Consider the following 14,136-nt stretch of genomic DNA (forward strand, 5'->3'; position numbering starts at 1 on the left):
TCCCGATCACTTTGCCGACGACTTGATCAGCTTGTTGTTGAACACGCAGGTCGTCTCCGCCCCATTGCGCAGCGTCCACTGCGCGGTGACCTTGTCGACGACGATGTAATCGCCCTCTCGCCGGTAGTTGATCAGCGTCTCGCTGCCGTCCGATTTCACAGCGAAGATCGCCGGAATCTCGCCCGAGAATTTGAAGAAGGTCTTTGTGCCGTCGTCGAGAGCGGCGGAGGGCTTGTTCTGGTCCGATCCTTTGTAGCCGTAGTCGTAGTTGAGGCTTTCCGGGTGAGCCAAGGCCGCCCGGAGATTGGGCATGCTCGCGTTTTCCTTCGCAGCCGCCATGAGGCCCGCATTGGACTCATCCTCGGGATAGGCAAAACGCAACTTGAACACCGCCTGCCGCGAATTCCCCGGTACGGCGCCGGAGAGCATGAAGTTGTAGACCCTCTTGCTCGTCACCACGTTCATGTTGGTGACGGCCTTGGGCTCCAGGGGTTTGATGAAGAGAAAGCGCTTGCTCTGATCGGGCACCGCCTGCCAGGCCAGGGTGTCGCCCATCGCGACGGTTGCAATGCGCTCGTCGTCGTTGAATTCGATCATGGTCGATACGCCCATCATCGCCTGGAGGTTGATGACGTTGTCCTTTTGGAACGGCACGGTTCGGATCCGCTCGTCGGCTTTCACAGACCTGGGATTGCTTTCCGCGAACGCTGCCGTGTCAGCGAAAGCCAACAGGAGAGTCGCGATCATCACGGCGGCGCTGAGCGACGATCTCACGGCTTCGCTCCCTGCACTTCCGGCGTCACCGTCTCCTGGTCGCGGCGATACTCGGTGGCCTGGAATCCCAAGGGGTTGTCAAAGCGCCAGTCGTTGCGCATCGGTTCGGAGGTGTAGCGGAAGCGGACATTGGCCACCCAATGCTCGATCACCGTGCCTTGCGCGTTTGATCTCGTTGTCGAGAACCGGACCGCGGCTGTCCTCTCATTGAGGAAGATCACGCTTTTGACCTGGACCGAGATGGTCGTTTCCGCGCCCCAGAGCTTCATCGGGTTCTGCGGATTGGATCCCGCGAAGGCGTCCGCGAGGTCCCGGGATGCCTTCCCCGTTGAATACAAGGACGCGAGGTCGAAATTGTCCCTGAGACCCTTGGGGTCGTAGGTCTCGCGCGCCCTGATGAAGCGTACGATATTCGCGCGTGTGACGGCCTCGTTCTGCGTGAGGTCGCCACTTTGCTCAAGCGGCCGGCTCGCCTCGACATATCCTGTGGTCTTGTCCACCTCGAGCACGACGACATCGAACTGCTTGAGCGGTAGCATCGCCCACAACAGGCCGATTGCCGCGCACAGCGCAATTCCCATGAGTACAGCCACCATTCGCCAGGCGCTGCGCGACAGCGCCGTCGCCCGGTAAACCGAGGTCTCCCACTTCTGGCCATCGCTGTAATAGCGTGAGTCGACCAGCGGCGGCGTTTGCGCGCCGCTCGTAGCGCCATCTGGCATTATAGTTCTCCGGTAAAGAGGTTCTTAGGTGCGGGCCTGGCGGGCGGCGGCTTCGATCTGCGCGAGGACGGGATCGGGGCCGACATGACGCAGCTTCTGCTGCGCCCCCCGGACCTGGCTTTCGCCGAAGCGGCCCGTTGCCCCAATCATGCGACGAGCGCCTCTCACGAGTGCACCGCCTCCGCTGGACGCATCGAGCCGGGCGCCGCCCACCAGGCCGTGTACGATGTTGAGCGATTGGGTCAGCAGGAAAGCGGTGACCGCGCACATCAGCAGGAAGGGCGCGACCACAGTCATGGCCGTGTCGCTGCTCACCGATGTCTGGATATCCTGGACACTCGTCTTCAAGAGGATGAGCATGACGCCCAGGATAGCGTAGACGATGATCGGCAGCAGCGCGTACTGCGCCAGGGACCGCATCCAGCCATCCGTAATGGGCGAGGTGAAATTGAACATCGCGCAGCACAGGAAAATCGGCGCCGTCGCCAGCAACACGAACATCGCCATTTTGCCGAACATCATGAGGAATACCGCAATGCAAAGCATGACGCCGGCGATGAGCATGACGATGTAGGACAGGATCATCAGGCCTACGCCCGTCCAGCCGCCCGCCGCAGAGACGTTGGTCGCCGCCGCCATGGTGGCGTTCCATAAATCAGTCAGGCCCTGAGACATGGATGAGGCCTGTGTCCCGCAGGTCGTGCCCCCTGTTGCCTCGCACACTGCCGTCGCGACCCCCTCGGGTGCTTTCGTCAGCGTGTCGACGATGAGCGGCTGGAAGGTGCTCCAGGTGAAAGCGAGGGTATAGATGAACAGCAGTTTTCCGAGCCGCCAGACGAAGGCGCCGGCCGTCATGGACGCCCGCCCGAACAGCATTTCGTAGCCCCACCAGGCGATGAAGCAGGTCACGCCCGCCATGAAGACGGGCTGCAGGGCCGTTGCCAGGGTCGAATAGAGCGTCTGGACCATGCTGACGCCCATGCTGTCGACCTTGCCCAACAACGTCCCGAAAATATCGCTGCTATCCACGCCAAGCCCTGCCCTGTTGCCCGCACTATTGTTGATTGATCGACCGCATGGGTCCGCACCGATCGGAACCGATACTGGCGAAGATCGGCCCGTTCGCAGCGAGGTCCCTGGCGGAGGCCGAGCATGGCGCCTTGAGCTCCGAGTGACCCGCGCATGACGACAACGCCGTCACAATCGCGCAGGCCAGCAGCAACCCCAGGCGGCGAAGTGGATTCTGCTGCCGCCTCATTGTCCGACGAACCGGGCTTTGGTCTTGTCGTAGCTCATGACATTCGCCGCTTTGGCCTGCGCTGCCAGCTCCTGCATCTGCTGGGCGTTCAGGGCCGCGTTACCAGCGTTCATCACGCCGATCAGCTCGTTGATCGTCAGAGCCGTCTGCGTCTGGATCTGCGAGTTCTGATCGATCGATCCCTTGATGTCCGAGGCGGTGCCCACGAGCTGGCTGGCCGCTGTGAAGGCCGCCGATCGCTCTGTCGAGCTCGCCTGCGTCCCCGCTATCATGCCGGTCAATGCGGCGGCCGTATTCACGGCGCCTTGGTAGGCTTTGTCGGTTCCCGACAGGCTGGAGCTGTCGGTTCGACCCGTCAGCGATTTCACAAGATTGAGGGCGTTCAGAACCGTCGTCGCACTCTTGGCGAAATCGCCGAGCGAGCCCCACGACATCTGCGCCCCGCCCAGAAGCGAGCTGAGATCCGGTGCGCCCCCCATGGAGAACCCGCCCCCGAGCGCCGCATTGGCGATGTTCGAGGTCGATCGATTGCCGGTCACCGCTTCCAGAGTCTTGTTGACCGTCTGCAGAATGCTGTTGTTCGAGTTCATGATCTGGTTCGTGTTCGAGGCCGTTTGCGTGGCCTGCGTCAACACCGCCGAATCGATCACCGGAACGCCCTGGGCGCTTGCGCTCGCGACGAACCCTATGGAGGCGACGCCTGCGAGGACGAGGTGTTTCAAGGACATGGTACTCTCCTCAATTGCCCGTGGAATCCACGGAATTGGTATCTGGGATGGATCCTGTTGCGGTGACGGTATTCCTTGCCGCCGCCTGCGCTGCGTCGAGTTCGGCCTGGATCTGCCCAAGCGACGTCGATTGCGTCGAAACCGTTTCGGTGTTGTCCGACTGGACCGTCCCGCTGTCGATGAAGCGCGCCTTCGACTTGTCGTACTGCATCGCCATGCTTGCGGCGCTCGCCGCCGTGACCTGATCAGTCAGCTGCGTGTTTCGAAGCTCCAGCGTCGTGCTGCCTGCCTGTATTGCCTGTCCCCATACGCCGGCCGTCGCGAGCCGAGCCGCGGAGTTCTGGTCAAATCCGCCCTGGATGGAATTCACGGACCCGACCTGAGTGCCCTGCCCGGCCAGAGCATCCTTGTTGCTGTTCAAGGCCTGCGTCACCGCAGCCATGGCATTGATGACCTGGCCCGCCTTTTGGCTCTTGAGTGCAGCGGCGCTGCCGGCAACCTGCAGCAAGGCGCCCACATCGATGCCGCCAACGCTCGTTCCGGACAGCGCGCCACCGACAAGATTGGCGGTACCGACATTCTGGATAGCGCCCGCCTCTCCGGACGTCGCCACACTCCCCTTGATGCCGTTTTGGGGCGTAACCTGGCTTTGCTTGAAAGCCCGGGCACGCTCCATGCACTTGGCGGTGTTGGTTTCCTTGTCCGTCACCGCCGAGTCGGTCACCGGCACGCCGCCGTCGGCCAGCGCCGCCGTGGATCCTGCCAACACCAGCACGGTCGCTGCGATCAATCGCTTCACGATTCACTCCTCCAGCCACAGAAATAAGGGAGCCACTTTTCCGGCTCGTCGCCGTAGCGGGCGCGAAGCGCCTCGCACTCGGCAACGCTTTCCGCGTTGCCCGAGAGCACCTTTACGAAGTCGAGCATGTGGGACAGATCGAGCGTGGCAATGACGCTGTCGTGGTCATGCTTGACCAGGAACTGCCGCGACTCCGGCGGTGTTGTTCGAACCCAGTCGAACTCCACGCGCGACAGCTTGAATCCATCAATGTAGCTGGCTTCGTCGGCCTTGGGGTTTGGCCAGAAGAGGTTCGTAGGCGTTTGCTCGAGCAGCGTGTGCGCCATCTTCGATGACACAATATCCTTGGCCGACTGCGTGCCGAAGCCAATGATGCCGTTGAGCTTGCGGATCGTCTTGAGCTTGTCGCTCAAAAACGCGCCGAATTTGTCGTCATTGAGGACCTTCCAGCCCTCATCGATGGTCATGATGAGAGGCCGGGTTCCATCGAGCATGCCCTCGATGCGATGAAAGATATAGGCCAGCGCTGCCGACCGAACATCCGGATCGTCCAGCACCTTTGTCAGGTCGAAGCCGAAGATGCCCTTGCTGTCATCCCAGACGTCGACGTCATTGTTGAAGAGCCATCCTCGCTGGTCGAGCCACACGAGGAAGCGCGAGGCCAGGTCGTCATGGCCGCCGACCTCGGCGCCTCTCAGGACATGGACGACCTCTGCGAACTTTCGTTCTGCGACGGGCAGCGAGAAGATCTGCTCCACGGCCGACTCGAGTATTTTCTCCTGTACCGCCGTGAGATCGGTGCGCCCGTCACGAGGACGAACCAGAAAGCGCAGGAGCTGCAGCACGAATTCACGATCCGCCGGCGAGCCCTCGAGCTGAAGGGGATTGAAGCCAGTGGGCACGCCTGGCTGCAGCACCTCATACTGTCCGCCCATCGCGCGGATGAAGACCTCCGCGCCGCGGTCCTTGTCGAAGAACGCCAGCCGCGGTTGAGGCTGGATCCTCATCGCTTGCGCCATGAGGAAGCTCATGCCCACCGTCTTGCCCGACCCCGTCGGACCCGTCACGGTGAAGTTGCCCACCTGGAGTCGATGGAAATTGAAATAGTAAGGCGTCTTCGATGTCGTCTGGAGCAGGGAGACGGCTGGTCCCCAGCGATTGCCGCTGGCCCGTCCGACCGCAAAATTGTGAAACGACGCCAGACCCGCAAAATTGCGGGAAGAGATCAACGCTCGACGGGCGATATGATTGAAGTTGCCTGGAAGCTGCGCCCAAAAGGTGGGTTCGGCATTGAGGTCCTCGCGGACCGTCACCATGCCGGTATTCTGAACTTCCTTGGTCACCGCCTGGACGCAGCTCTCCATCTCCTTGACGCTGTCGCCCAGCGCCATCACCGAAAGGTGGTGCTTGCCCATCACGGCGCTGCCGCTGACGATCTCTTCCCGCGCGGTGTTTATCGCTGTCTCAAGGGAAGTTCCGCCTTCGTCCGAGGCGGCGATCTGCCGGCCCACCTTGGCGATTTCAGCCATGACCGGTGCGCGATCCTGCAGGGCGAAGCTCTGGGTTACGATGAACTCGCCTGGAATCCGCAGCAGGCCGTCCATCATCCCCGAGACCGTGTAGGGCGTGTATTCACGTATCGAGATCATCGCCCCGAAGCGCACCTGGTCGGACGTCGCCCCACGCAGCTCGAGACTCTTCTTGCCGAACGTGATACGCCGTGTCGGCAGATACTCGTCCAAGCCCATGCGCGGCAGCAGCATCTGAATATGCTGGCCGCCGTTCAGCAGCTGCGCCAGGAACTCCAACGGCTCCGAATAGACCGAGCCCTTCCGCAGCACCACCTTCAGCGCCCGGGCGCCGTAGGCGGCCATGTCGCGCTCGATGTTGGCGGCGTGTTGGCGCAGTTCCTCACGGGCCTCGCGATCGAGAAGGTCGCTCCCAGCTCCGGCCGCCTGCCGGAACCGGGAAGCAATCGCGTCGGCAAAGCCGATTTTGCCCTGGAAGCCCTTGCGAATGATCGTCAGATAGAGATCATTCACATACATCCGCTTTTCGCTGAGCCCTGCCATATAGCGGGCGTCCAGGTCGCGGCAGAATTCGTTTGTGAAGCTTCCGGCCGCTTCCGGCACGATGCGCCGGCGCACGATATGGCTGTACACCGCGAAGCGGCTGTCGTTCATCGCCTTCAGAAAGGTATTTCGGACGTTGGACTTGTTGTCGATCTCGGTTTGATCAGCGGTCTGATGGCAGAAGCCGTCAATCTTCAGGAACCGGACGAGCATGCCGTCCTTGGTCCGCAAGGTCTCCTCATCAACATGCCGGACATAGGGTATGTGCGCCGCTATCTTCTTCTCTCGCGCCGCGACGCTGCCATACTCGAGTGAGCTTCGAACCGCTCTTTGGACTGCCATCGGAGGTCTCACGGGCTATAGGAGTTGCCGCCCCAAAAGCCCCGGTTTCGGGTGCCAGGGCACTTGGAAAGGCGCACCTTCACGATGTCGACCAGCCGGGCGTCACGGATCGTCAATACGTAGGAGATCGCGTGGATCGGAAAGATCAGCAGAAACATCAGAAGATTCTTGGTGTTCAGAAAGATCAGCAGCGTGAGCACGAACTCGCCCACGAACAGTTCCATCGGAATTCCCAGCATCATTCGTGGTCGCGTCAGGCCAAGTACGAGCGGCGCGCTCTGTGGCCTCTGATCGTTGTCGACTTGTTCGCTCATGCCTCGCCCTTTCGACGAGGGGGCCGGCCCGCTTTAACGAGCAAGCCCCCTCCCACCTCAGTTGCCCATGCCGGACGACAGCGTGTTCACCAGCTGCGCCCCGCCGAAGATGAAGGCGACGCCGACGATGATCGAAAAACACCACGACCACGGCACGCGGCTCGTCAGGGCCAGGTAGCCGACCGCGCAAACCGCGATCGTCGCGGCCGTCGTGGCAAACGTCCCGGTCATGAACTGGAGGACACTGGTGAAGACGTTGTTGATCGGCTGGAACATGTCGCCACCACCGGCAGCCCAGGACATGTCGGCATGACTTGCCGTTGCGATAGCCGCCATGGCCGCGATAGCCAGGGCATCTGCGAGGTGCCTACGCGCTTTGATTTGCACTCTCATTCTCCTTCTTCGACATAGAGCACCGAGCCACCTATCCAGCGGTCCCCGTCGGCTTTCGGTTTGTTGATTGGTTTGAGTGGCTCTGCGTTACCAACCGACCCCGTGGCGTCGACCGCCGCAGGCGTTGATTCCAGGGGCGCGGGTGCCGCCACAGCGGCGCTTTTCTTCGCGCGCTTGCCGCCCTTCAGTACGTTGTCGAAGCCGTAATAGACGTTCGTCACGCGGGCGGTGTAATCGACGGTTTCTCGGATCGCGGGCACGCCGCCCGACTTCAGGACGCGGTTTTCGCCCGCGTTATAGGCGGCAACCATCAGCATGACGTTGCCGCCGAATGTGGCGTTCAGATCCTTGAGGAAAGCGATGCCGCCCCTGATGTTCTCGGCGGGATCACAGATATCACTGACGGCGTAGCGCCGCGCCGTCTCAGGCATCAGCTGCATTGGCCCCCGGGCGCCGGCATCGGAGTTCTGCCGCGCGCCAAACCCGGATTCCTGATCGGCGATTGCCAGCGCCAGCTTGAGATCGCCGCCCTGCCGCGCCGCCTCCTTTTCTATGAGTGCCCGGATCAGTTCCGGCGGCGTCGACCCGTCCTTGCACCGGATGGCGGCACCGGCTGGGACATCGGCCGCCGGAGCCGCCTGTGGCTGCATCGGTGCGTTTCCCTCATCCGCGGGCATCGTCGCGGGCGGGTTACCGGCAAGGGCCGTGACTTTGACCGGCTGGCCGTTCGACTGGACGATGACCTGGTCCGCTGTCGCGGATCCGCTCATCAGGGTCACCCCGACCAAGGCTGCCGCAGGCAGAAAGCCTTTCATATCGCCTCCAATTCGCTTGCATACCGTATATATATGATTATGATCCTAGCAAGGGGAAATGACTGGAGACCCTGGAAAAATTAACCAGTGTGACTTTCAGGCCTCGTAAGGGCATCTGACAGAAGTTCTAGAAACTACTAAGGAGATGCGACCGGAACGTTAGGTCGCTTTAAAGGTACTGAACGATGAAGCTGAACCTAACATCGCGCCCATTGGCCATTCTCGTATGCCTCGGCGCTCTGGCCGCGACGGGCGAACGCGCGCAGGCCCAGGATGCTTCCTTTGGATGCAAGGTCCTGTTGTGCTCCGCCTCGCCGACCGGGTGGGCCAGCATCCCCTATTGCGTCCCCGTCATGGAGGAACTCTTCCGTATCCTCGACAAGGGCGGTTCCTGGCCTTCCTGCCCGGAAGGTGGGCAAACGAGCGGCGTTCGATATCAGCCCTATCTTCCATGCCCGGATGGCACGACGGCGGGCAGCATGTCGGACGGGGAGTGGACTCCGAACGCGAACGACAACATGTGCGGCAAAACAAAGACGCAATGGGCTTCCCAGAAAGACGGTGGCCCGACGAGCGAAGTCATCACAACTGCCCGTCCCATGCGCGACAAGCCTTACAACGTGGTGATCACGCCGACCGGAGGTCAGCCGGTCACGATCTGGTTCTCGGTTTCCAACTGAGGATCTGGCCCGGCCGTCTGGCCGATTCACCTTCCCCCCAACTCCCAAGAACCGCGCAACCGATCAGCCAACCGTCTGTGAGCCGATCCGTTGCGCGGCCCTTGCTCAGGAGCTTCAGATGAATTCCGACCAACAGCCTTATTACTACGTCGATCCTCCCAACCAGTCCCGTGGCGACGGCGGCCTTATCTTCGGGCTGTGCCTCGGGCTCGTCGCCGGAGCGCTCGCTTTCCTCATCTTCGCCGTTGAGATCGACGCATTTCTGCAAACGCAAGCCTGGCGCATTTGCCGCCCGATCCTGATCGGAACTGCGGGTCTTGCGGTCGTTTATCTCGTCGGCCGTGTGGCGCTTGGCGCCGTGCTTCTCATCCGCGACCGGTTCGCCTCTCGCCAGGGATAAACCCATGACAATTCGACTTCTCACCCTCGCCGCAGCAATGACCCTCGGCGCATCGACCTTGCCGGTGTCGGCCCAGGTACCGCAGGGCTACCAATTCCAGCTTGCTCTTTCCCATAAGAATGTCAGCCATGACCCGGACGGGATCTGGGCGGACGCGGACCTGGTGCCCTTCGGCAATCCGCCTCATCTGCCCAGCATCTATACGGCAACCTTGAGCACGCCCGCCGGCACATGGACGCTCTCGCAGGTTGACAACCAGTGCACCATGCAGAGCGATTGCGCCTTCATCCTCGTGCTGAGGAGCCCAGATGGCAACGTCCGCAAGATGGCGAGCGGCAGCACGCTTCTCGGTGGCGAGGCCACGCTCAGCCTGAACTACAAGAAGATCACCACCAAGGAGATCGATGACGAGGCCAAGCCATTCGACGGCACCTATGACGTGGGAGCCCATTGATGCGGATCCCACTCGTACCCTCCGATTTCGGTCTCGTTCTTGCCCTTGCAAGTTCCCTCGCCTATGCCGGCGAAACGGCTGTCAGCCTCATGGGTGCTGGCATGCCGGCGAGCTGCGCCGAGTATGCCGCGAATGTCACCAAGAGCGAGGGAAGCTTCAGTTCTGTTTCTCCTCTCGTCAACGGGGTTCGATGCTATGGCGCGTTTCAGTTCTGCAGTGGCAAGGGCCAGACTGGCGGCGGCACCTTCGGCGCCTACTACAACGCTAGCCCCTCCGAATTCCTGAACGATCCGTCTGCTCAGGTTACCGCCTGGGTGAAATACCAGAACGATGAATGGTCCAAGGCGCAGAGCAACGGCCTCACCTCGGCGATCGGTCAACAGGTCTGCTACGCGGGTCAGTGCGCGGTCGTCACCCAATCCTCTATCCTCAAGGCCTGTCAGTTCGGTTGTGGCAAGGGTGGGAAGCTCGACAACCTCGTGAAGTCCAGATTGGACTGCAATGCCGCGGGCACCAAGGACGGCAATGGTACGAGCGTGTGCAAATATCTGATCTCGGGCGCCGGCTACGACGTCAGCTGCATCACCAACAGCAATGATGGCCTCCAGTGCAACACGGCCACGACGCCACCCTCCAGCACGCCGCAAGCCTCGCCGACGGCAACGCCCTGATCTCGGACCGTGCCCCTCGATCGCCTCCACGACCTGCTCATCATTCTTCTCGTACTCAACCTCGTCACCCAGGCCGTCGCCTTTTACGGCGTCGGCCTGGCTCGCGTTGCCACGCGCCCGATCGCGAGCCTCAGTTCGCTCGCCGCCATCGCCCTGATTCTTTTGGTTAGGCTCCCCTATCCATTTGGCTGGCTCGTCGCCGGCGCCGCCAGTCTGGCGGCCCTTCTCCCCGTATTAATTTTCTTCAAGGAGCGCCGCTCGTGAAACCCACTTTGACCGCCCTCTCTCTCTTTCTTTGCGGGGTCCATAACCCTGTATATGGACAAACAAAAGCGGCACCTGCTGGCGCCCCCGCTTCGGTTTTTGCGATTCCTCAAAGTGGCCTAAGTTTCCTGACAGGAGATTCCTGGCAACAGGGCGCCCAAATTATGCGCCTTTATGGAATCCAGTCTTGCCTGCGCGGAACGTATTACACGGATATGGCTGGGCATAAGCGGGATTGTGGGACAGTATCGTTGGCGATGCTTGCGGCTCTTGTTCGCGATACAAAGCCTACATGCTCCCCCATCGCGCAGCTTCCTCTTGCGAAGGACTCAACGGTACCGGAGATTCTGGTCATATGTTCGGCGCATATTGGCAATAATTCGCTGGACCTTGGGACCATATTAGTCTCCAGAGGCTTTGCATTTGCAGCTTTTACAAATGAGGCAAAACCTGTCTACATGCCCTACCTTGTCGCAGAGGCCACGGCGAAACAGGTCAGAGCCGGGCTGTGGGCCTTCAGCGATATGCCTCACCCGAACCTGATTCTGTTCAATGCCATGAAAGACCGCATACCGAGAAAATGAAATCCAAGTCCAAATACGCAAAGTGGCGGGAAACGTGGAAGGCAAAGTCCCTGGAAGAGGGACATGTCGAGACGAAGCTCTTCCTGCCCAAGGAAGACCACGCCGAGATTACCGAAATTGCCCAGGAGCTCGGCGAGCGAATTCCGGTCGTCCTCGGGCAGTGTGTCTCGTCCTACCTGGCCACGCTCCACGGCAAGAAGCCGAAACCGCTGGACCTCAAGCCGGCCGAAATAGTCCCTACCAGGGCTGACCTTCTCGTATTGTCTCGCATGATTCACAAATCCCGGTTCGAGGGCGACACAGGCGCGGCCCGATACCGGCAAATCGCCTTCGTCAATATGATCTCGGCCGAGGTCACCATGGGCAACCGGCCGACCGCGACGAACCTGGCGCGTAGCGTCGGATCCAACGGATCCCAAACCGAATTGCTGGCAAAGGTGTTGGAAGCCCGGGGCATCGTCGAACGCCGGCATATGCCCGGTCTCGCCGGTGCACCTTCAGGCAAGGTGCTAACCATCAGAGATGATGCGGTTGACGCTTTCAACCAGGCGCATATTGAGGCGGTTGGATCCTCTCTCTTTCCCCTGGATTAGCTCGCCAAGTCGTTAATGCGGAATGACGAGGGCGGCATGGGAGACGCCCTTCGCGCTCGAAGGCAGCCCACTCACGCTTCAGCTAAATCTAACCCGCGTGGTCGGGCATTTCCAAACACTACGATGAACTCGTCCTGTTCGGTGTACGGAATCTGTAGCCGCTTGAGTAACGCGAGCAATTCGTTTGAGCAATCTTGTATCGCTGGCTCTATCAATTTGCCTTTGAACCGACTGTAACGGGGTGCGATCTTCACCCACTCAATGTGGGTGCCAAGGCTCGCCTCCGGGGTCTTTGCCCAGTCACCAAAGTATGGAGGTGCGTACTGAAGTTCGGGCGGCTCAGGGGCATCGGAATCGAGGCGTTTGATCTGATAGGCGGGCGGAAATGGAAGTCCCTCGATAGCTCGACATAGTTTCCGCCAATTCAGATCGTTCGCGTACGGGACCAAGCCACCCTCCATCGTTCCTGCTGATAATTGAGCGGTTCAGCTGCGTTGACGCAAGTCATGATGAGCCGCCAGGCGACAATGTCGGCACCACGCGCAGCAGTTTACGGCGCCCCGCTGCGCGGCCGGGCTCTCTTCGCTATGCCCGGGGGCTCCTCCGGATCACCGTCCCTGCGGGTTACGAGCCCTGGCGGAGCCATTGCCGTGGATTCAGTAAGGTCGATCCCCGCAGCGGCGGCCATCGCATTGCGCGGCAATTCGCGGGTCTTGGCATTCTCCGCCTGGCCCAAGAGGAAATTATCCGCCAAGCACCGCGAGCAATGAGCTCGAGTAAATGGGGCTCGAGTTGGAATTCACAATCGAGCAGACGGTCGGAGATGTCCTGCCCCCGGATCGGGGCCGCATAACTCTGCCATGGTCATGCCCTCGTTTTGCGAGCTGAGCCGTTAGCATGGGTACCACGGGTGGTTCTGTCTCCGATCGTATCCACGATTGAGCAGACCCGCGCCCGAATAGGGAAGGGGGCGGCGAGCCCGCCCCAGCAAGCAGTATGTCAGCCGCCGCAAGCGGGAGAGGCTGGCGCCCTTCGGACGTAATGCAGCGAAGCAAGGGGTTGCGAGGCGATCGGTGGTATAGGCGCTGGCGCCATTCCATCTCTGAATGCCCTTCCGATGCACTTCAACCACGGCCTGGTCACAACGGTTGCTGGTAACTCCTTCTGGACCCACGCGGCCTGCTTGCTTGAGGACGGACGAGTGCCCGTACATTCCAAGGACCTGCCCGTCGCCGGCCGCGTCGTTCTCACTGTCTGAGCTGGGAGCCCAGACCCTCCGATATTGCCGGAATCATGGCTGAGCAAGCGGCCGATCACGCGGAAGCGGGCTTCTTCATGGGGGTGGCGTTCCCTTCCTTGTGAAGGCGATGTCCCGTTGCCCTCCTGAAACTTTTCCTTACAGCCGCCGGTCCGGGTGTCGTCCCTGGCCGCGCAGAATTTTCCCCTGCCCTGCGGGCATTCCTCGCGCGGCAAAATTCCTTCGTCTGACGGGAGCGGCGCTTCGCTGGCCTGGGCTTGCGCCCAGCTCTACCCGGCCCTGGTGGCGGCCAATGCCGGGTTTCATCGCAACGGGGCATCGCCCCACAAAGGAGAGACGACAATGTACAACGAAGCCAGCTTCCGCCTGATCGGCCGCATCGCCAAGATCGAACGCGCCGGCAAGACCGTGAGGGTCAGCATCGCCTCGAACTACAGCGTGAAGGACGAGGCCGGCGACTACCAGGATCGCACCCGCTGGAACACAGTCACGGTCTTCGGCAAGCAGGCCGAGTGGGTCGAAAAGAAGCGCTCCAAGGGTGACCTGGTCCTGGTCGAGGGCAACCTCGAGGATCGCTCCTACGAGAAGGACGGCAAGACCGTCTACACCACCGACCGCCTCGCCAACACCTTCGAGCTTCTGGCCGGTGCCCCCGCGAGGGATGCGGGCTGACCCGAGCGGGACGGCGAGCAAATCTGCAAGGGGGCGGTTCGCCGCCCCCTTTTCCTTTTGGGTCGCGGGTAAGGGCGGCAACATCCTTTGCTGCGTGATGCCGGTGCCGATTGGCGCCGGCATGGCGGGGAGAAGAAGCGTTGCCTTTGCCTTGCGTCCCGCCACGATTGCGAAAGTGGAGGCCATCGACGAGACGATACGCCTGTTGTCCGAAACGCTGCGCTGGGCGCGCTTGGCCGACGAGCGCCCGGCGCTTGTCGCCGTGTTCTCCGCCCTGCGCGTCGCCAAGGGCGCGCGCCAGCATCTCAATCGACGAATGAGGCGCGTCGCATAGGTGCTTGGT

Annotated in this window: 18 protein-coding genes; 8 read left to right on the forward strand and 10 right to left on the reverse strand. The window is 61.3% G+C overall.

Annotation, left to right across the window (positions count from 1 at the left end; genetic code table 11):
* Positions 1–6: 6 nt before the first annotated feature.
* From virB9 to AC6H34_RS33605, 9 genes are all read right to left on the reverse strand, one after another.
* Complete coding sequence (gene virB9, locus AC6H34_RS33565) at positions 7–774, reverse strand: P-type conjugative transfer protein VirB9 (RefSeq protein ID WP_497541984.1); 768 nt, start codon at positions 772–774, stop codon at positions 7–9.
* Entirely contained in the window at positions 771–1,496 is a 726-nt protein-coding gene (locus tag AC6H34_RS33570; RefSeq protein WP_497541985.1) for a VirB8 family type IV secretion system protein, read from the reverse strand. The genes virB9 and AC6H34_RS33570 overlap by 4 nt, the downstream gene beginning before the upstream one ends.
* 24 nt (positions 1,497–1,520) lie before the next feature.
* On the reverse strand, positions 1,521–2,525 hold the full coding sequence (locus AC6H34_RS33575) for a TrbL/VirB6 family protein (protein WP_497541986.1): 1,005 nt from the start codon (positions 2,523–2,525) through the stop codon (positions 1,521–1,523).
* Between the two features lie 225 nt (positions 2,526–2,750).
* Entirely contained in the window at positions 2,751–3,482 is a 732-nt protein-coding gene (locus AC6H34_RS33580) for a type IV secretion system protein (RefSeq protein WP_497541987.1), read from the reverse strand.
* 10 nt (positions 3,483–3,492) lie between these two features.
* Positions 3,493–4,281, reverse strand: a complete 789-nt coding sequence (locus AC6H34_RS33585; RefSeq protein WP_497541988.1) for a hypothetical protein — start codon at positions 4,279–4,281, stop codon at positions 3,493–3,495.
* Positions 4,278–6,695 (reverse strand): VirB4 family type IV secretion/conjugal transfer ATPase, encoded by a 2,418-nt coding sequence (locus tag AC6H34_RS33590; protein WP_497541989.1) that lies wholly within the window; start codon positions 6,693–6,695, stop codon positions 4,278–4,280. The genes AC6H34_RS33585 and AC6H34_RS33590 overlap by 4 nt, the downstream gene beginning before the upstream one ends.
* An 8-nt stretch (positions 6,696–6,703) precedes the next feature.
* On the reverse strand, positions 6,704–7,009 hold the full coding sequence (locus tag AC6H34_RS33595; protein ID WP_497541990.1) for a VirB3 family type IV secretion system protein: 306 nt from the start codon (positions 7,007–7,009) through the stop codon (positions 6,704–6,706).
* Positions 7,010–7,066: 57 nt separating this feature from the next.
* Entirely contained in the window at positions 7,067–7,402 is a 336-nt protein-coding gene (locus AC6H34_RS33600; protein ID WP_497541991.1) for a TrbC/VirB2 family protein, read from the reverse strand.
* Positions 7,399–8,217 (reverse strand): lytic transglycosylase domain-containing protein, encoded by an 819-nt coding sequence (locus AC6H34_RS33605; protein ID WP_497541992.1) that lies wholly within the window; start codon positions 8,215–8,217, stop codon positions 7,399–7,401. Before AC6H34_RS33605 ends, AC6H34_RS33600 begins: the two co-directional genes overlap by 4 nt.
* Positions 8,218–8,402: 185 nt before the next feature.
* Between AC6H34_RS33605 and AC6H34_RS33610 the strand changes: the two genes are divergently transcribed.
* The 6 genes from AC6H34_RS33610 to AC6H34_RS33635 all read left to right on the forward strand — a co-directional run bounded on the left by AC6H34_RS33610 (position 8,403) and on the right by AC6H34_RS33635 (position 11,863).
* Positions 8,403–8,897, forward strand: coding sequence for a hypothetical protein (locus AC6H34_RS33610; RefSeq protein WP_497541993.1), 495 nt, complete (start codon positions 8,403–8,405; stop codon positions 8,895–8,897).
* 118 nt (positions 8,898–9,015) lie between these two features.
* Positions 9,016–9,297 carry a hypothetical protein gene (locus AC6H34_RS33615; RefSeq protein WP_497541994.1) on the forward strand — a complete coding sequence of 94 codons (282 nt, stop codon included), beginning with the start codon at positions 9,016–9,018 and terminating at the stop codon, positions 9,295–9,297.
* 4 nt (positions 9,298–9,301) lie between these two features.
* Complete coding sequence (locus AC6H34_RS33620; protein WP_497541995.1) at positions 9,302–9,751, forward strand: hypothetical protein; 450 nt, start codon at positions 9,302–9,304, stop codon at positions 9,749–9,751.
* Positions 9,751–10,422, forward strand: a complete 672-nt coding sequence (locus AC6H34_RS33625; protein WP_497541996.1) for an acyltransferase — start codon at positions 9,751–9,753, stop codon at positions 10,420–10,422. Before AC6H34_RS33620 ends, AC6H34_RS33625 begins: the two co-directional genes overlap by 1 nt.
* A gap of 9 nt (positions 10,423–10,431) precedes the next feature.
* Positions 10,432–10,686 (forward strand): hypothetical protein, encoded by a 255-nt coding sequence (locus AC6H34_RS33630; protein ID WP_497541997.1) that lies wholly within the window; start codon positions 10,432–10,434, stop codon positions 10,684–10,686.
* A gap of 508 nt (positions 10,687–11,194) precedes the next feature.
* A complete protein-coding gene (locus AC6H34_RS33635; protein WP_497541998.1) occupies positions 11,195–11,863 on the forward strand; it encodes a hypothetical protein in 669 nt (222 codons plus the stop codon).
* A gap of 71 nt (positions 11,864–11,934) precedes the next feature.
* On the opposite strand, the gene AC6H34_RS33640 is transcribed toward AC6H34_RS33635, so the two are convergent.
* Positions 11,935–12,324 (reverse strand): DUF6678 family protein, encoded by a 390-nt coding sequence (locus AC6H34_RS33640; protein ID WP_497541999.1) that lies wholly within the window; start codon positions 12,322–12,324, stop codon positions 11,935–11,937.
* Between the two features lie 1,139 nt (positions 12,325–13,463).
* Between AC6H34_RS33640 and AC6H34_RS33645 the strand changes: the two genes are divergently transcribed.
* Together AC6H34_RS33645 and AC6H34_RS33650 are read left to right on the forward strand one after the other, a co-directional pair.
* Entirely contained in the window at positions 13,464–13,793 is a 330-nt protein-coding gene (locus tag AC6H34_RS33645; RefSeq protein ID WP_497542000.1) for a single-stranded DNA-binding protein, read from the forward strand.
* Positions 13,794–13,914: 121 nt separating this feature from the next.
* Positions 13,915–14,127 carry a hypothetical protein gene (locus AC6H34_RS33650; protein ID WP_497542001.1) on the forward strand — a complete coding sequence of 71 codons (213 nt, stop codon included), beginning with the start codon at positions 13,915–13,917 and terminating at the stop codon, positions 14,125–14,127.
* Positions 14,128–14,136 lie beyond the last annotated feature (9 nt).

The sequence above is a fragment of the Labrys sp. ALF-8 genome (genome assembly GCF_059699065.1).

What these genes read in the sequence shown, in the direction of transcription:
- AC6H34_RS33605 (WP_497541992.1), bottom strand. Translation starts at nt 8,217, where the DNA reads ATGAAAGGCTTTCTGCCTGCGGCAGCCTTGGTCGGGGTGACCCTGATG.
- AC6H34_RS33620 (WP_497541995.1), top strand. Translation starts at nt 9,302, where the DNA reads ATGACAATTCGACTTCTCACCCTCGCCGCAGCAATGACCCTCGGCGCA.
- AC6H34_RS33650 (WP_497542001.1), top strand. Translation starts at nt 13,915, where the DNA reads ATGGCGGGGAGAAGAAGCGTTGCCTTTGCCTTGCGTCCCGCCACGATT.
- AC6H34_RS33615 (WP_497541994.1), top strand. Translation starts at nt 9,016, where the DNA reads ATGAATTCCGACCAACAGCCTTATTACTACGTCGATCCTCCCAACCAG.
- AC6H34_RS33590 (WP_497541989.1), bottom strand. Translation starts at nt 6,695, where the DNA reads ATGGCAGTCCAAAGAGCGGTTCGAAGCTCACTCGAGTATGGCAGCGTC.
- AC6H34_RS33625 (WP_497541996.1), top strand. Translation starts at nt 9,751, where the DNA reads ATGCGGATCCCACTCGTACCCTCCGATTTCGGTCTCGTTCTTGCCCTT.
- AC6H34_RS33645 (WP_497542000.1), top strand. Translation starts at nt 13,464, where the DNA reads ATGTACAACGAAGCCAGCTTCCGCCTGATCGGCCGCATCGCCAAGATC.
- AC6H34_RS33600 (WP_497541991.1), bottom strand. Translation starts at nt 7,402, where the DNA reads ATGAGAGTGCAAATCAAAGCGCGTAGGCACCTCGCAGATGCCCTGGCT.
- AC6H34_RS33580 (WP_497541987.1), bottom strand. Translation starts at nt 3,482, where the DNA reads ATGTCCTTGAAACACCTCGTCCTCGCAGGCGTCGCCTCCATAGGGTTC.
- AC6H34_RS33570 (WP_497541985.1), bottom strand. Translation starts at nt 1,496, where the DNA reads ATGCCAGATGGCGCTACGAGCGGCGCGCAAACGCCGCCGCTGGTCGAC.
- AC6H34_RS33640 (WP_497541999.1), bottom strand. Translation starts at nt 12,324, where the DNA reads ATGGAGGGTGGCTTGGTCCCGTACGCGAACGATCTGAATTGGCGGAAA.
- AC6H34_RS33610 (WP_497541993.1), top strand. Translation starts at nt 8,403, where the DNA reads ATGAAGCTGAACCTAACATCGCGCCCATTGGCCATTCTCGTATGCCTC.
- AC6H34_RS33595 (WP_497541990.1), bottom strand. Translation starts at nt 7,009, where the DNA reads ATGAGCGAACAAGTCGACAACGATCAGAGGCCACAGAGCGCGCCGCTC.